Origin of the sequence: Xanthomonas sp. NCPPB 3583, assembly GCF_041475715.2 — a bacterium.
GTDB classification, from domain to species: Bacteria; Pseudomonadota; Gammaproteobacteria; order Xanthomonadales; family Xanthomonadaceae; genus Xanthomonas; species Xanthomonas euvesicatoria.
Genome location: NZ_CM191263.1, coordinates 1,781,120 through 1,795,770 on the forward strand (window position 1 = coordinate 1,781,120; position 14,651 = coordinate 1,795,770).

Genomic DNA, 14,651 nt, shown 5'->3' on the forward strand with positions numbered 1-14,651 from the left:
GCGCTCGCATCGCCGCGCGCGCATGCGACAATGCGCATTCAGCGCCATCGGTGGCGTGTCTTTTCACTTTTGGGAAGTGCATCGAATGAAGATGGGAAAGCGCGGCGCGGCGGCGTCGTTACTGATGGTGGCAATGTCGGCATCGATGCCGGCGATGTCGCAGCAACCGGCCGCAGCGGCCACCAAGGAGAAGCCAGCTTTGAATGCATCGTCTGACAAGAGCACGCGCGAGGACGTGAGCTACGCCATCGGTATGGACGTGGCACGTTCGTTCGAGCCGATTGCTCAGGACATCGATGTGAACGCGATGCAACGCGCCATCGAAAATGCATTCAAGGGCGGCAAGCCGCTGTTGTCGGATGAGCAGACCCAGGCCACCGACACCGCATTGCGTACCGCGCTCGCTGCCCGCAATGGCCAGCAGGTGCCAGGCATGGCGCCGGGCGCCGCGCCGGCCGCACCGTCCAAGGAAAATGTCGGCCTGATGCTCGGCGATCGTGCGGTTGGTCCGTCGCTGGCCGGCATCAAGGACGAGATCGATCTGTCGATCCTGATGGAAGCAGTGCGTACCGTGTTCGCCAAGGGCACCACGCGTCTGACCCAGCAGGAAGCCGCAGCCACCATGCAGGCATTCGCCTCTGCCAAGCAGGGTGCCGCCGCTGCCAACAATCGCAAGCAAGGCAATGAGTTCCTTGCCAAGAACAAGACCGAGAAGGGCGTGATCACCACCGCGTCCGGCCTGCAGTACATGGTGTTGCGCCAGGGCAGCGGCGAGCGCCCGATGCGGACCAGCAAGGTGCGTGTGAACTACGAAGGCAAGCTGCTCAACGGGCAGGTCTTCGACAGTTCCTACCAGCGCGGCCAGCCGGCGGAGTTCGGTCTGGATCAAGTCATCCCCGGTTGGACCGAGGGCGTCGCGTTGATGCCGGTCGGCTCGAAATACCGTTTCTGGATTCCATCCAACCTGGCCTATGGCCCGAACGGCACGCAAGGCGGGCCGATCGGACCTGACGCAACGTTGACGTTCGATGTCGAGCTGATGGGTATCCTTCCCTGATCTTCCGTGGCAGGCATTCCATTCCATGCGCGTTGCGATCTTCGGCACCGGCTACGTGGGTCTTGTGACCGGTGCCTGCCTGGCCGAAGTGGGGCACCAGGTCGTCTGCGTGGACATCGATCAAGCCAAGCTTGATGCCCTCAATCGCGGGTTGATTCCGATCTATGAGCCCGGCCTGGAGCCGATGGTGAAGGCCAACCATGCCGCCGGCCGGTTGCGCTTCACCAGTGATGCGGCTGCAGCCATCGCGCATGGCGAGATCACCTTCATTGCCGTCGGCACGCCGGCTGACCAGGACGGGAGCGCCGACCTGCAATACGTGCTGGCAGTCGCGCGCACGGTGGGCCGGCATATCGACGGCCCGGCGATCGTGGTCAACAAGTCCACGGTGCCGGTCGGCACGGCCGACATCGTGCGCGTGGCGATCCAGGAAGAGCTGGACGCACGCGGCGTGGACCATGAGTTCGATGTCGTCTCCAACCCCGAATTCCTCAAGGAAGGCGACGCGGTGGCCGACTGCATGCGCCCGGACCGCATCGTGATTGGTGCCAAGAAGCCGGCGGCCATTGCGCGCATGCGGCGTTTGTACGCACCGTTCAACCGCAATCGCGATCGCATCGTGGAAATGGACGTGCGGTCGGCCGAGCTGACCAAGTACGCGGCCAACGCGATGCTGGCGACCAAGATCAGTTTCATGAACGAGATCGCCAATATTGCCGAGCGTGTCGGTGCGGACGTCGAACAGGTGCGTAACGGTATCGGCTCGGATCCGCGTATTGGCTGGCACTTCATCTATCCCGGCGCCGGCTACGGCGGCTCGTGCTTCCCGAAGGACGTGCAGGCATTGGCCAAGACGGCCGAGCAGTACGGCATGCGGCCGACCCTGCTCGAGGCAGTGGAAAGCGTCAACAACGCGCAAAAGGGCCATCTGTTCGAATTGGTGCAGCGGCATTACTGTGCCGAGGGCGCCGGTAATCTGGCCGGCAAGACCTTCGCGGTGTGGGGTCTGGCGTTCAAGCCCAATACCGACGACATGCGTGCTGCGTCCAGCCGTCGCCTGATGGAACAGTTGTGGGAAGCCGGTGCCACCGTGCGCGCCTACGATCCTGAAGCCACTCGCGAAGCCAGGCGCATCTTCGGCGAGCGCGATGATCTGGCGTATTGCGACGATGCCTTTTCTGCACTGGAAGGTGCCGACGCACTGGTCGTGGTCACCGAGTGGAAGCAGTTCCGCAGCCCGGACTTCGGCAAGATCAAGCAGGCCTTGAAGGACGATGTCGTCTTCGACGGCCGCAACCTTTACGACCCGCAGGAGATCGAAGCCGCAGGTCTGGCGTACTACGCCATTGGACGAGGCCGTTCGTTATATGCATGAGCAACTCCCGCTGCACGACCGCGCGCTGGAAGCGCGGTTGATCGAATTGGAAACGCGCCTGTCCTTTCAGGAGCAGGCGCTCAACGAACTGAGTGAAGCACTTGCAGACGCCCGTTTGACGGGTGCACGCAACGCCGAACTGATCCGCCACCTGCTCGAGGATCTGGGCAAGGTGCGCTCCACATTGTTTGCCGATGCAGCGGACGAACCGCCGCCTCCGCACTATTGATTGCAGATTGCCGCCGCCATGAGCGATACCTTACGTGACCAGTTGCTTGGGTTGGGCTTCAAGTCCGCGCCCAAGCCCGAACGCAAACCCGACGCACGGCCTGCAGCGCGTGCACATGGCAATGGCGGCAAGCCAGCACCCGGAGGGAATCGGCCGGGCCAGGGCAGGGGACCGCAGCGGCCGCATGCCGCCGCGTCAACCGACGGCAATGGCGAGCGCAAACCCGCTGGCAGGCCCGAGCGTCGGCATGACGGCAAGCCCGGTGCAGCGCCGCGTCCGCAGCATGCCGCTGCAGACCGTCACGGCCCCCGGCCGGCACGCACGCGCGAAGATATCGATCTGGCCAAGGCCTATGCGATTCGTGCGCAGCGCGAGAAGGACGAGCGCATCGAAGCCGAGCGAGTGAAGCAGGAAGAAGCACGCCTGCGTCGCGAAGCCAAGGCCAAGCTCGAAGCGCTGGTGAAGGACAAGGGTTTGAATGATGCCGCTGCGGATATCGCCCGGCATTTTCCGTATGGCGGCAAGATCAAGCGCATCTACGTCACCGCCGATCAGCTCAAGGGGCTCAATGCCGGCGAGCTGGGTGTGCTGCAACTCAACGGACGCTATCTGCTGGTGACTGCCGAGTTGCTTGCCGAAGCCGAAGCGGTGTTCGCTCCATCGGTCGCCTTGAAGGTGGACCCGAACGCACCAGCGGGCGATGACCCGTACGCTGATCCGAAGTATCAGGTGCCCGACGACCTGGTCTGGTAGAACGCCCGATGCGTGGTGTGTGTTGTACATGGGCACCTGCCGGTGCCCATTTTCATTGCATTTTCCCCAGGCAATAGGCGCGTAGCCACCGCGCAAGCCAGAGGGCGGTCATCGGATTGTCTGGCGCAGAATGCGGGTTGGTTGCTTGACCATGGTGCTTCATGCAAGGCCATCGGGGCTCACCCCGACCGCTGGCGCGGAAGACAACACGCAGCGCGACGCTATACAAGCCGGTCACGGGTGGCGCGGCACCATGCGCGCCGTTACGTGTCGATGCAGGCCGGCGCCTTTTGCCGCGCCCTCGTCCCTGCTCGGTTGCTCCGTCCTGCCAATGGTGCTGCATATGTCCCTGTCGTCGAAATTCCTGACACTCAACGTCGTGGCGGCCGTCGACAGTCGTGCCTTCAGTCGCGTGCCGGTGCCGGTGCAGGCGCCGCGCCGAACGGCGTCGGCCTTGGTGATGCTTGCGCTGTGCGTGGCTAGCGGGCACGCCGCCGCGCAGACAGACGATGCGCCGGCGTTCGACCGGCCGGGCATTCCATTCGCTGCGGAGGCGTTGCAGCCAGGTGCGTTTGCCTGGGAGCAGGGCTTGCCGGATGCAAGTACCGACCGCAGCGACGGGCAGCGCACGACTCAATACACCGCCGACACGCTGCTGCGTCTGGGGTTGTTCCAGAATGTCGAACTGCAACTCGGGAGCGACAGCTATAACTGGCAGCATGGTGGGGGCGTGCGGGTACGTGGCGGCGGGGATAGCAGTGTCGGATTGAAGGTGGCCTTGCCATCGCGTTCGGAGAGCTTTCATTGGGCTGCGCTGGGCACTTACAGCATCCCGACCGGCAGCCCGGCCTTCAGCGACGGCTACTCGCGCGAACTCGGTGTGACTGCATCCTGGGATCTGGCGCAGCAGCGTGCCATCGCGTTGTACGTCAATTACGCGCGCGATGACGACGGGCACACCTGGACCTTCGCGCCCAATTACACGTTTTTTTCCGGCGACCATTTCAGCAGCTATGTGGAAGCGGGCGTGGACACCGGCAGCGCGCATTCGCGCGTGGCCGGCGCGGGTGGCGCCTGGCAGCTGCCGCATGCGATGCAGCTGGATGTGTCGGTGTTGCGGGGACTGACCTCGGAAAGCCCGGACTGGCAAGGTGGCATCGGGCTATCGATCGCGTTTGAGTGACTGGTGCGAACCGCCGCTGTCGGATCACTGGCCAGTCGGTGCGTTGCCCTGGGCCTTGGCCTCGTGCGAAATGGACTATGTTGCACTGCCGCATGCATTGACTGCGCGGAAGAGGCCTAATTGGATCGATCCAATTTGATGCCACTGCATGCGTCTTTTTTCCACCGCAAGGCTCGCCACGTGACGCCAGCCAAGCCGACACCCGAGATGACTGCGGACGATGGTACGCCGGGCGCGCGGCGCGGCGCGGTGACGCTACGCGATATCGCCAGCGCCATCGGTGTCTCGCGCGCGACGGTGTCGCTGGTGCTGCGCGGGAGCCCGCTTGTGCATGCGAGCACGCGCGCGCGCGTGGAGGCCGAGTTGGATCGGCAGAATTACGTCTACAACCGCGCCGCGGCGAATTTGCGCCAACGCACCTCGTCCAGCGTCGCGCTGGTCATCAACGATTTGTCCAACCCGTTTTTTGCCGAGTTCGCCGCCGGTGTGGACGAGGCACTGGGCGCAGCCGGCTATGTCACCTTGCTCGGCAGCACCGGCGAATCGACGCAGCGTCAACAGGCAGTGCTGACCTCGCTGATGGAGCACACGCCGGCGGGCATCATCCTGTCGCCGGCCGAAGGCAGCCAGGCGCAGGCGCTGACCCAGGTGCTCGGCCGCCAACGCAACGTGGTGCTGTTCAATCGCGAGGTGGAGGGCGCGCAATGGGATCTGCTGGCGCTGGACAACGCACAAGGCGCGTTCGAGGCCTGCTCGCACCTGATTGCGCAAGGTCATCGGCGTATCGTGTTCTTCGGTGGGCATGCCGCATCCAGTTCCTGCCGGCAGCGTCGCGCCGGCTACGCGCGCGCGATGCAGGAGGCGAACCTGGAAACGCATTACGTCGAGTCGGCTCCAAATCGCCAGGACGCCGCACTGTGCGGGGCGCGCTTGCTGAGCAGTGCGGCGCAGGCTGCGACTGCAGCGGTCTGCTACAACGACAGCGTTGCGCTTGGTTTGATGGCGGCCCTGGCCAGGCACGGCATCGTGCCCGGCCGCGACTTTGCGGTGACCGGCTTCGACGACATCGCCGAAGCGGCGCTGTTCACGCCTGCATTGACCACCTTGGCTGCAGACCCGCGTGCACGTGGCAGGCAGGCTGCGCAGCTGGTACTGCAACGCATCGGTAGCCCCGAGCTCGCCGCACAACAGCTGACCGCCGCAGTTGCCTTGAATATTCGTGCGAGCAGCGCCTGCGGACCGACATCGCGAATGTCATCACCTCCCCCAAGCGGTCCATCCGCCCATTCCCCCACCAAGGCCTCAGGCCGCTGACCAGGCAATCCCTATGGTTTCCCTTTCCACGCAATCCTCCGTGCCCAGCGGCAACAAGGCGCCCGTCAACAACGGCGTCGCGTTGTCGGTGGTCACCACGATCTTTTTCATGTGGGGCTTTCTGACCTGCCTCAACGACATCCTGATCCCGCATCTGAAGGCGGTGTTCGAGCTCAATTTCGCGCAGGCGATGCTGGTGCAGTTCACCTTCTTCGGTGCGTACTTCCTGATGTCGCTGCCGGCCGGTTGGCTGGTGAATCGGTTGGGCTACAAGCAGGGCATCGTGGCCGGGTTGGCGGTGGCGGCGGTCGGCGCGCTGGGTTTCTGGCCGGCGGCGGAACTGCGCGTGTACAGCGCTTTTCTCGGCGCATTGTTCGTGCTGGCCACCGGCATCACCATCCTGCAGGTGGCCGCCAATCCCTACGTCGCCTTGCTGGGGCCCGAGCGCAGCGCCTCCAGTCGCCTGACCCTGGCCCAGGCGTTGAATTCGCTCGGTACCGCGATCGCGCCGCTGTTGGGCGGCTGGTTGATCCTCTCCAACACAGTGATGAGCGGCGACCAGCTGAAAGCCCTGCCGGAAGCCGAGCAACTGGCTTATCGCGTGCAGGAAGCGCAGGCCGTGCAAGGCCCGTACATCGGGCTGGGTATCGTGCTGTTCTTGCTGGCGATTTTAGTGTTCTTGTTCCGTCTGCCGGCACTGACCGACGCCAGCGCACAGAAAGACGACAGCAAGCATTCCTTGCTCGATGCCTTGCGACACCCGCATGTGCGCTTCGGTGTGTTGGCGATCTTCTTCTATGTGGGCGCAGAAGTGGCCATCGGCAGCCTGATGGTCAATTACTTCTCGCTGCCGCAGATCGGTGGGTTCACCGAGCGTGAGGCAACCAAGTACGTGTCGGCCTACTGGACGCTGGCGATGATCGGCCGTTTCATCGGCTCGGCGCTGCTGGCCAAGTTGTCGCCGCGCGTGTTGTTGTCGGTGTTCGCGGCCATCAATGCGGTGTTGCTGGGCCTGACCATGGCCAGCGGCGGCATGTTGGCGGTATATGCGCTGGTGGCGATCGGCCTGTTCAATTCGATCATGTTCCCCACCATCTTCACCCTGGGTATCGAACGGCTCGGCCCGCTGACCGGGCGCGCCTCGAGCCTGCTGATCATGGCCATTGTCGGTGGCGCCATCGTGCCGTATCTGCAAGGGCTGCTCGCCGACAGCATCGGCCTGCATGAGTCGTTCGTGCTGCCGTTGCTGTGCTACCTGTACATCGTGTTCTACGGTATCTGGGGCTCGCGGTTGCGCGGCGCACTGGCGGAGGCACGCGCATGAGTGCGACCAAGCATCAGGTAGTGTGTTTCGGCGAAGCGCTGATCGACATGCTGGCGTTGCCGCAGGCCGGCCCGGACCAGGCGCGTACCTTCGCGCAATATGCCGGCGGTGCGCCGGCCAATGTCGCCGTTGCGGTGGCGCGCCTGGGGGGTGCTGCGCATTTCGTCGGCATGCTCGGGCGCGACATGTTCGGCGATTTCCTGCTGCAAAGCCTGCAGCAGTCCGGCGTGGCGACCGATGGCATCGTGCGCACCGATCAGGCCAAGACTGCGTTGGCGTTCGTTGCGTTGGACGACGCGGGCGAACGCAGTTTCAGTTTCTACCGTCCACCGGCAGCGGACCTGTTGTTCCGTCCCGAGCACTTCGCCGCGGACGGGTTTACGCAGGCAGCGGTATTGCATGTGTGCTCCAACAGCATGACCGAGCCGCAGATTGCCCAGTGCACGCTCGACGGCATGCGCCGTGCGCGCGCCGATGGCGCCATCGTCAGCCTTGACCTCAACCTGCGCCCGATGCTGTGGCCGCAGGATGTCGATCCGGCGGCGTTGCTATGGGAGGCGCTGGCGTTGGCCGATGTGGTCAAGCTTTCGCGCGAGGAGCTTGAGTATCTGGCGGGAACGCTCGATGGCGATGCCAGTGCGGTCACGCAAAAGCTGTGGCAGGGCAAGGCCAGTTGGTTGCTGGTCACCGATGGCGGCGGGCCGGTGCATTGGCAGACACGCACCGATGCGGGCCAGGTGCCGGCGTTCCAGGTGCAGGTGCGCGATAGCACCGCCGCTGGCGATGCATTCGTCGGCGGGCTGCTGTATCAGCTGGCAACGCGTGCTGCATCGCTGGAGCAGCTATGCGGCGATTCCGCGGCAATCAATGAGGTGATTCGGTTTGCTGCCGCGGTCGGCGCGCTGGCGGTGACGCGCAAGGGCGCGTTCGCGGCAATGCCGAGCATCGATGAAGTCCATTCCTTGATCCAGGAACAATCATGAGCCGCTTGCCTGCAACACCCGCACCCGATTTCCGTTCGGCTGACGTCTTGCGCCAGCACATCGCCGACACCATGGCGTTCTACCATCCGCGCGCGATCGACCCGGCAGGTGGGTTTTTCCAGTATTTCCGCGATGACGGTTCGATCTACGATGCCGGGCATCGGCACCTGGTCAGCAGTACGCGCTTCGTTTTCAACTACGCAATGGCCTACCGCGAGTTCGGCGATGCTGCGTACCTGCAGGCGGTACGTCACGGGCTGGACTATCTGCGCAATGTGCATCGCAATCCGCAAACCGGCGGCTATGCGTGGACGCTGCGCGATGGCGTGGTCGAAGACGACATGAATCACTGCTACGGCGTGGCGTTCGTGTTGCTGGCGTATGCGTGTGGTTTGAAGGCCGGTGTCGATGAGGCACGCGCGTGGATGGACGAGACCTGGCAACTGCTGGAGAAGTACTTCTGGGACGCGGAGTTCGGGCTGTACCGCGACGAAGCCGACGCGCAGTTCAACTTCACCAGCTACCGCGGCCAGAACGCCAACATGCATATGTGCGAAGCGATGATCGCCGCGTACGAAGCCAGTGGCGAGCAGCGTTATCTCGATCGCGCACTGGTGCTCGCGGAGAACATGACCCGTCGCCAGGCAGCCAAAGCCGATGGGTTGGTGTGGGAGCATTACGATCTGCAGTGGAATATCGACTGGGATTACAACCGCGACAATCCCAAGCACCTGTTCCGCCCGTGGGGTTTTCAGCCCGGCCATCAGACCGAATGGGCCAAGCTGCTGATGCTGCTGGATCGCTATGCGCCGGCCGACTGGTTGCTGCCGACCGCGCAGCATCTGTTCGACGTGGCAGTGGAGCGCTCATGGGACACGCAGCGCGGTGGGCTGTATTACGGCTTCGACCCTGACGGCAATGTCTGCGACGACGACAAGTATTTCTGGGTGCAGGCCGAGTCGTTGGCCGCTGCTGCATTGCTGGCGCAGCGCAGCGGCGACGATCGCTACTGGCAGTGGTACGACAAGCTGTGGGCCTATTCGTGGGCGCACATGATCGACCATCAGTATGGCGCGTGGTATCGCATCCTGGATGCGGACAACCGCAAGTACAGCGATGAGAAAAGCCCGGCGGGTAAGACCGATTACCACACCATGGGCGCGTGCTACGAAGTCTTGAACGTGTTGCGGCCGGCTGCTTGATGCTGGCGTGATCCAAGCGCCGCCGCGCAATGCGGTGGCGTTGCCGCACAGGAGCGCACCCGGGCGCGATGAGGCTTTACCGATAAGACCCCCATCGCGCCCGGGTGCGCTCCTACGATATCTGCGGTCAGCAGATGCCCTTACTCCGGGTCGTAATCCAGATTCGATGCCAGCCAACGCTCGGCCAATGCCAGCGTGATGCTCTTGCGCTTTGCATAATCGGCCACCTGTTCCTTGCTTAGTCGCCCGACCACGAAGTATTGGCTCTTGGGATGGCTGAAGTAATAACCGGAGACCGCGGCAGTGGGCAGCATCGCAAAGCTTTCGGTCAGCGACATGTCGGCGTTGCGCTCGGCATCGAGCAGATCGAACAAGGTGCGTTTTTCGCTGTGTTCCGGGCAAGCCGGGTAGCCGGGAGCCGGGCGAATGCCGCGATAGCGCTCGGCGATCAAGGCTTCGTTGTCCAACGCTTCGTCCTCCACATAACCCCAGAACTCGGTGCGCACGCGTTGATGCAGCCGCTCGGCCAGCGCCTCTGCCAGACGGTCGGCCAACGCCTTGAGCAGGATGGAGTTGTAGTCGTCGTGCGCCGCTTCGAACCGGGCCACATGCGCATCGATACCGATGCCGGCAGTGACCGCGAACGCGCCGATCCAGTCCTGCTTGCCGCTGCTCTTGGGAGCGACGAAATCGGCCAGGCAGAAGTCGGGGCGGTCGATGGGCTTGTCGACTTGCTGGCGCAAGAAGTGCAGGGAATGGGGAATGGAGAATCGGGAATGGTCGAGTATGCGGGCATCGCCTTGCAATTCCCTGTTCCCGATTCCCGATTCTGCCGGCTCCGTCAGGACGACAACATCGTCTCCAACGCTATTTGCCGGCCACAGCCCGAACACGGCCTTGGCCGTCAGCCACTTCTCTTCGACGATGCGCTTGAGCATGCGGCGTGCGTCGCGATACAGCTCGCTGGCCTGGGTGCCGACGATTTCGTCGCTGAGAATCGCCGGGAACTTGCCGGCCAGCTCCCATGCCTGGAAGAACGGCGTCCAGTCGATGAGTTCGATCAGCTCCTGCAACGGGTAGTCGTCGAAAACGTGGATGCCTGGCTGGCGTGGGGCCGGTGGAGTGTAGGTGTCCCAATCGCCGTCGAAGCGCTGCGCACGGGCTTTTTCGAGCGACACCAGGCGCTTGGCATCGCCGCGGTTACGGTGGCGTGCGCGGATTTCCGCGTAATCGGCATCGTTGGCGGCAACGAAGGCCTGGCGCAGGTCGCGCGAGATCAGCGACTGCGCCACGCCCACGGCACGCGAGGCGTCCTTCACCCACACGGTGGGCGCGGTGTAGTGCGGGTCGATCTTCAGCGCGGTGTGCGCGCGCGAGGTCGTTGCGCCGCCGATCAACAACGGAATGTCAAAGCCCTGCCGCTGCATCTCGCGCGCCACATGCGACATTTCTTCCAGAGATGGCGTGATGAGGCCGGACAGCCCGATCAGATCCGCGTTTTCTTCGCGAGCGCGATCCAGGATCACCTGCGCCGAGACCATCACGCCCAGATCCACCACATCGAAGTTGTTGCAGGCCAACACCACGCCGACGATGTTCTTGCCGATGTCGTGTACGTCGCCCTTGACGGTTGCCATGATGATCTTGCCGTTGGACTTGCCGACATCGCCGGTGCGCAGTTTTTCCGCTTCGATGAAGGGCAGCAGATAGGCCACCGCCTTTTTCATCACGCGCGCGGACTTGACCACCTGCGGCAAAAACATCTTGCCGGCGCCGAACAGATCGCCCACCACGTTCATGCCGTCCATCAGCGGGCCTTCGATCACGTCCAGAGGGCGCGTGGAATGCTGGCGCGCTTCTTCGGTGTCGGTTTCCACGAATGCGTCGATGCCGTGCACCAGCGCATGCGCCAGGCGCGCGCGGACCGGCTTGTCGCGCCAGGCCAGGTCTTCGACTTTCGCCGCGCCCTTGGTGCCCTTGTAGCGCTCGGCGATTTCCAGCAGACGTTCGGTGCCGTCGCGGCGCCGGTTGAGGATCACGTCCTCCACGCGTTCGCGTAGTTCCGGATCCAGCTCGTCGTAGATCGGCATGCCGCCGGCATTGACGATGCCCATGTCCATGCCGGCCTTGATCGCATGGAACAGGAACACCGAGTGGATTGCCTGGCGTACGGTTTCGTTGCCGCGGAAGGAGAACGAGACGTTGGAAACGCCGCCGGACACATGGCAGTGCGGCAGCGTGTCCTTGATGATGCGGGTGGCTTCGATGAAGTCCACCGCGTAGTTGTCGTGCTCTTCGATGCCGGTGGCCACGGCAAAGATGTTCGGATCGAAGATGATGTCTTCCGGCGGAAAGCCAACCTGCTCGGTCAGCAGCGTGTAGGCGCGCGTGCAGATCTCGACCTTGCGCGCGCAGGTGTCGGCCTGGCCCGCCTCGTCGAAGGCCATCACCACCGCGGCGGCGCCGTAGCGCAATACCTTGCGGGCGTGTTCGATGAACACTGCTTCGCCTTCCTTGAGCGAAATGGAGTTGACCACGCTCTTGCCTTGCAGGCATTTCAATCCCGCTTCGATGACGCTCCACTTGGACGAATCCACCATCACCGGAATGCGCGCGATATCCGGCTCGGACATGATCAGGTTGAGAAAGCGCGTCATGGCCTTCTCCGAATCGATCAGGCCTTCGTCCATGTTGACGTCGAGGATCTGCGCACCGCTGTCCACCTGCTGCCGCGCGACCTCCACCGCTTCCTCGTAGCGCTCCTCCTTGATCAGCTTGCGGAACTGCGCGCTGCCGGTGACGTTGGTGCGCTCGCCGACGTTGACGAACAGCAGGTCCGGCGTAATGACCAGCGGCTCAAGGCCGGACAGGCGGGTGTAGCGGGGAGTGCTCATGCAAGGCTCTGCTGGACGATGACGGCGCGATCGGTCGTGGTGAGTGGGTGTTCACGGCCCGGGCCTCGGGCGCGGTGCAATGCAGCCCTCATCCGGCGCTGCGCGCCACCTGCTCGCGCAGGCGGGAGAAGGTGCGCAAAGGGTGGATGAGGGTGAGCCTGACGCATCACGCCGCCAGCTCTTGTGCGCCAGGCAGTTGCCGCGGTGGCAGATCGGCGACCGCTTCGGCGATGGCGCGGATATGGTCCGGAGAGGTACCGCAACAGCCGCCGACCAGGTTGAGCAGGCCGGCCTGTGCGAATTCGCGTAGCGTGGACGCCATTTCTTCCGGCGTCTCGTCGTATTCGCCGAAGGCATTCGGCAAGCCGGCGTTCGGATGCGCGCTGACATAGGCGTCGGCGATCTGCGCCAAGGTTTCCACGTGCGGGCGCAGATCCTTGGCGCCGAGCGCACAATTCAAGCCGATCGACAACGGCCTGCCGTGCGCGACCGATGCATAAAACGCTTCGGCAGTCTGTCCGGACAAGGTGCGCCCGGATGCGTCGGTGATGGTGCCGGAAACCATCACCGGCAAACGCCCGCCGCGTGCCTCGAAGACCTCTTCGATCGCATACAACGCGGCCTTGGCGTTGAGCGTGTCGAAGATGGTTTCCACCATCAGCGTATCCGCGCCGCCATCGATCAAGCCCTCGATGGCCTCGCGATAGGTTTCGCGCAGTGCATCGAAACTGGTGTTGCGGTAGCCGGGATCGTTGACATCGGGGCTGATGGAGGCGGTACGGCTGGTGGGGCCGAGCACGCCGATCACAAAGCGCGGTTTGTGCGGAGTCAACGCCTCGACTTCGTCGCAACAGGCGCGCGCGACTTGCGCGCCCGCCTTGTTCAACTCGTACACCAGATGTTCCAGGTGATAGTCGGCCTGGCTCACCGACGTGGCGTTGAAGGTATTGGTTTCCAGTAGATCGGCACCTGCATCCAGATAGGCGCGATGAATGCCGGCAATGATCTGCGGGCGGGTCAACAGCAGCAGATCGTTGTTGCCCTTCAGATCGTGGCCCTGCGGTACGTGTGCGTGGTCGCAACCGGGGCCGTGCACGTGCGCACTGTCGTAGCCCTCGGCAAAGCGGGTGCCGCGGTAATCGGGCTCCTGCAGATCGTGGCGCTGGATCATGGTGCCCATCGCGCCATCGATGATGAGGATGCGCTCGGCAAGCGCGGCGGTGAGCTTGGCTGCGCGCTCGGGACGTAGCCAGGGCAGGGCATGTGCAACGGGGGAGTGGAGTGCTGCAGGCGTCATGATGCGATGCTCCGTGAGCCAGCGGCGCTGCGGTCGGCGATTCCCGAATCCCGATTCCCCATTCCCGGCTTCACAGCAATCAACGAGATCACTTCGAAATGGGGCGGGCGCTTTTCGCGTGTCACCGTCTCCAGGCTGGAGACGTCCAGCCCGGCTTTTTCAACGAACTTGCGCAGCTCCTTGGCAGCAAACCCCAGATTGACGTGGCCGTACGCATGCACCGCGGCGCGGTGTTCGTGCTTGGCCAGGCTGCACAGCAGCAGGCGGCCGCCCGGGCGCAGCACGCGCGCCGACTCGGCCACCGCCTGCGCCGGTTTGGCCGCGTAGGTCAGCGCGTGCATCAGCACCACCAGGTCGAAGCTGGCATCGGGGAATGGAAGCGCATGCATGTCGCCTTCGCGCACTTCCACGTTGCGTAGTTTGCGCAGGCGCTCGCTGGCGGCCGCAACCACGCGCGCGCTGGTATCGATGCAGATATAGCGGGTGGCATGCGGTGCCACCAGTTCGGCCAGCACGCCGTCGCCGGACGCGATATCGAGCACGTCGCCGGTTTCCAGCAGGGGCAGGGCGGTGCGCGCCAGCGCTTCCCAGGTGCGTCCGGGCGAGTAATGCCGCTCCATGTCGCCTGCCACCGAATCGGCCCAGTTCTGGTCCGCGGCACGGTTGGCCAGCACGGCGGCCACGCGCTCGGCATCCTGGCGCAACAACGGATCGTCGCTGCCGGTGCTCAGTGCCAGCCATAGCGCGCGCTGCGCCGGGTCCAGCGACACTTCGTCGAAGCGGTAATACGCCGATACCCCGGCGCGGCGGTCGCGGACCAGCCCGGCTTCCTTGAGTTTGGCCAGGTGCGTGGACACCCGCGGCTGCGCCAGCCGGGTAATGGCCGACAGCTCGGCCACGGTGAGTTCTTCCTGCTCCAGCAAGGCCAGCAGGCGGACTCGCGTGGCGTCGGCGAATACCTTCAAGCGGGCCGACCAGTCTTCCAGATCCATGAATATCTCTATATCGCGATATGGAGATATTTTCGGGCCGGCGGCAGG

General features: G+C 63.9%; 13 protein-coding genes. 10 read left to right on the forward strand and 3 right to left on the reverse strand.

Translation table 11 applies throughout. The annotated features are described in order from the left end of the window. Positions 1-30 precede the first annotated feature (30 nt). The 10 genes from ACCQ07_RS07945 to ACCQ07_RS07990 all read left to right on the forward strand — a co-directional run bounded on the left by ACCQ07_RS07945 (position 31) and on the right by ACCQ07_RS07990 (position 9,420). Positions 31-216, forward strand: a complete 186-nt coding sequence (locus ACCQ07_RS07945) for a hypothetical protein (RefSeq protein ID WP_223866235.1) — start codon at positions 31-33, stop codon at positions 214-216. Continuing rightward, complete coding sequence (locus tag ACCQ07_RS07950; protein WP_223866234.1) at positions 134-1,057, forward strand: FKBP-type peptidyl-prolyl cis-trans isomerase; 924 nt, start codon at positions 134-136, stop codon at positions 1,055-1,057. The genes ACCQ07_RS07945 and ACCQ07_RS07950 overlap by 83 nt, the downstream gene beginning before the upstream one ends. Before the next feature lie 25 nt (positions 1,058-1,082). Then, positions 1,083-2,432, forward strand: a complete 1,350-nt coding sequence (locus ACCQ07_RS07955) for a UDP-glucose dehydrogenase family protein (protein ID WP_014089816.1) — start codon at positions 1,083-1,085, stop codon at positions 2,430-2,432. After that, on the forward strand, positions 2,425-2,661 hold the full coding sequence (locus ACCQ07_RS07960; protein ID WP_008576524.1) for a SlyX family protein: 237 nt from the start codon (positions 2,425-2,427) through the stop codon (positions 2,659-2,661). Before ACCQ07_RS07955 ends, ACCQ07_RS07960 begins: the two co-directional genes overlap by 8 nt. A gap of 18 nt (positions 2,662-2,679) precedes the next feature. Further along, complete coding sequence (locus ACCQ07_RS07965) at positions 2,680-3,414, forward strand: DUF2058 domain-containing protein (RefSeq protein WP_372165689.1); 735 nt, start codon at positions 2,680-2,682, stop codon at positions 3,412-3,414. A gap of 331 nt (positions 3,415-3,745) precedes the next feature. Then, a complete protein-coding gene (locus ACCQ07_RS07970) occupies positions 3,746-4,597 on the forward strand; it encodes a transporter (RefSeq protein ID WP_031421979.1) in 852 nt (283 codons plus the stop codon). 138 nt (positions 4,598-4,735) lie between these two features. After that, positions 4,736-5,911 (forward strand): LacI family DNA-binding transcriptional regulator, encoded by a 1,176-nt coding sequence (locus tag ACCQ07_RS07975; protein WP_218502493.1) that lies wholly within the window; start codon positions 4,736-4,738, stop codon positions 5,909-5,911. 13 nt (positions 5,912-5,924) lie between these two features. After that, on the forward strand, positions 5,925-7,235 hold the full coding sequence (gene fucP, locus ACCQ07_RS07980; protein WP_065627530.1) for an L-fucose:H+ symporter permease: 1,311 nt from the start codon (positions 5,925-5,927) through the stop codon (positions 7,233-7,235). Further along, positions 7,232-8,218, forward strand: coding sequence for a carbohydrate kinase family protein (locus tag ACCQ07_RS07985; RefSeq protein WP_162998443.1), 987 nt, complete (start codon positions 7,232-7,234; stop codon positions 8,216-8,218). The genes fucP and ACCQ07_RS07985 overlap by 4 nt, the downstream gene beginning before the upstream one ends. Next, positions 8,215-9,420, forward strand: a complete 1,206-nt coding sequence (locus ACCQ07_RS07990; RefSeq protein WP_011346984.1) for an AGE family epimerase/isomerase — start codon at positions 8,215-8,217, stop codon at positions 9,418-9,420. Before ACCQ07_RS07985 ends, ACCQ07_RS07990 begins: the two co-directional genes overlap by 4 nt. Positions 9,421-9,560: 140 nt before the next feature. Here ACCQ07_RS07990 and metH read toward each other — a convergent pair whose 3' ends face one another. The 3 genes from metH to ACCQ07_RS08005 form a co-directional block, all read right to left on the reverse strand. Beyond that, positions 9,561-12,314 (reverse strand): methionine synthase, encoded by a 2,754-nt coding sequence (gene metH / locus ACCQ07_RS07995; RefSeq protein ID WP_029819121.1) that lies wholly within the window; start codon positions 12,312-12,314, stop codon positions 9,561-9,563. Between the two features lie 166 nt (positions 12,315-12,480). Next, a complete protein-coding gene (locus ACCQ07_RS08000) occupies positions 12,481-13,611 on the reverse strand; it encodes a homocysteine S-methyltransferase family protein (protein ID WP_011346986.1) in 1,131 nt (376 codons plus the stop codon). Continuing rightward, positions 13,608-14,603: an ArsR/SmtB family transcription factor gene (locus ACCQ07_RS08005; RefSeq protein WP_008576541.1), complete on the reverse strand. Its 996-nt coding sequence runs from the start codon at positions 14,601-14,603 to the stop codon at positions 13,608-13,610. The genes ACCQ07_RS08000 and ACCQ07_RS08005 overlap by 4 nt, the downstream gene beginning before the upstream one ends. Positions 14,604-14,651 lie beyond the last annotated feature (48 nt).